Source organism: Microbacterium jejuense (genome assembly GCF_039544225.1).
Classification (GTDB): Bacteria; Actinomycetota; Actinomycetes; order Actinomycetales; family Microbacteriaceae; genus Microbacterium; species Microbacterium jejuense.
This window is the reverse complement of record NZ_BAABLG010000014.1, coordinates 1-1,301: the sequence shown is the minus strand read 5'-3', so window position 1 is coordinate 1,301 and position 1,301 is coordinate 1. Positions and strand designations below refer to the sequence as shown.

General features: G+C 66.3%; 1 protein-coding gene. It reads right to left on the bottom strand.

Translation table 11 applies throughout. From position 1 onward, the window contains the following. Window positions 1–42: 42 nt before the first annotated feature. Window positions 43–1,235 (bottom strand): IS3 family transposase gene (locus ABEA46_RS20245; protein WP_345547254.1). Its coding sequence is split into 2 segments (ribosomal slippage): window positions 43–954 and window positions 957–1,235, totalling 1,191 coding nucleotides; the frame shifts between segments, so codons are not numbered across the junction. Between the last annotated feature and the right edge of the window lie 66 nt (window positions 1,236–1,301).

The following is a 1,301-nucleotide window of genomic DNA, read 5'->3' as shown; positions in this document are numbered from 1 at the left end:
GGGACTGCCCCGAGTTTGGTTGACGATCGGGGGTTGGGGTAGTCAGGCCGCGATTGCGGTCGTGTAGATCATCTCAAACTCGACCGGGGTGAGTTTGCCGAGGCCGCGTTGGCGTCGACGCCGGTTGTACTTCGTCTCGATCCAGCGGACCATCGCCAGGCGCAGATCCTGGCGGGTCTCCCACCGCTGGGTGTTCAGGACGTTCTTCTGCAGGAGCGCGAAGAAGCTCTCCATGCTGGCGTTGTCCCCGGCGCCGTAGGAGCGGCCCATCGAGCCGACCAAACCGTTGTTCTCCAGCAGGCGTTGGACTTTCTTCGCGCGAAATTGACCGCCCCGGTCCGAGTGGCAGATCGTGCCCGCCGGTGAGCGCAGCGCGATCGCGTTGCGCATCGCGGCCATCGCGAGCGAGGACTTCATCCGGGTATCGATGGAGTAGCCGACGATCTTGTTCGACCAGACGTCCTTGATCGCGCAGATGTAGAGCTTGCCTTCCCGGGTGGGGTGTTCCGAGATGTCCCACAGCCACACCCGGTTCGGCCCGTCGGCGACGAACTCGTGACGGAGCACGCCGTGCTCGTCGACGACCGCGAGGAGATCGTCATGCGGGGCCGGCCCCGTCGCGCCGGCCTTCGACGTCCGGGACTTGTGGTGGCTGGCCGTGATGCGTGCGATGCGGCACAGCCGGTGCACCCGGTTCTCGCCGACCGTGATGCCGTGCTCGTCGCGCAGCTCGTCGGTGATGAACCGGTAGCCCAGCGTCGCGTCATCGCTGTGGACGTCGCGGATCACGTCCAGCAGGTGCGCGTCGTCCCAGTCGCGCCGGCTCACGGGATCCTTCAGCCACTTGTAGTACCCCTGGGGCGTCAACCCCAGGACCCGGCACGCCACCGTGACCGGCACCCGGATCGGGGCGCCGGACGCGGCCATCTCTCGGACGAGCGGGAAGACTATTTTCCCGGCAGGTTCGCCTGCGACAGGTACGCCGCCGCACGGCGCAGGACCTCGTTCTCCTGCTCGAGGAGCCGGTTGCGCTTCTTCAGCTCCCGCAGCTCCTTGCGCTCGTCATCGCTGAGCCCGGGACGCTTGCCGTCCTCGACGTCGGCCTTCTTCATCCAGTTCGTCAGCGAGCCTTCGGAGATCCCGAAGTCCTTCGCGATCTGCGCCAACGGCGCCTGACCCTGACGGGCCACGGCCACGACATCGTCGCGGAACTCCTGCGGGTACGGCTTGGTCACTGGGACATCCTTCCAGAGAGGACGAATCCTCAAAGTTCAGACGTCAACCAAACCCGGGGCAGTCCC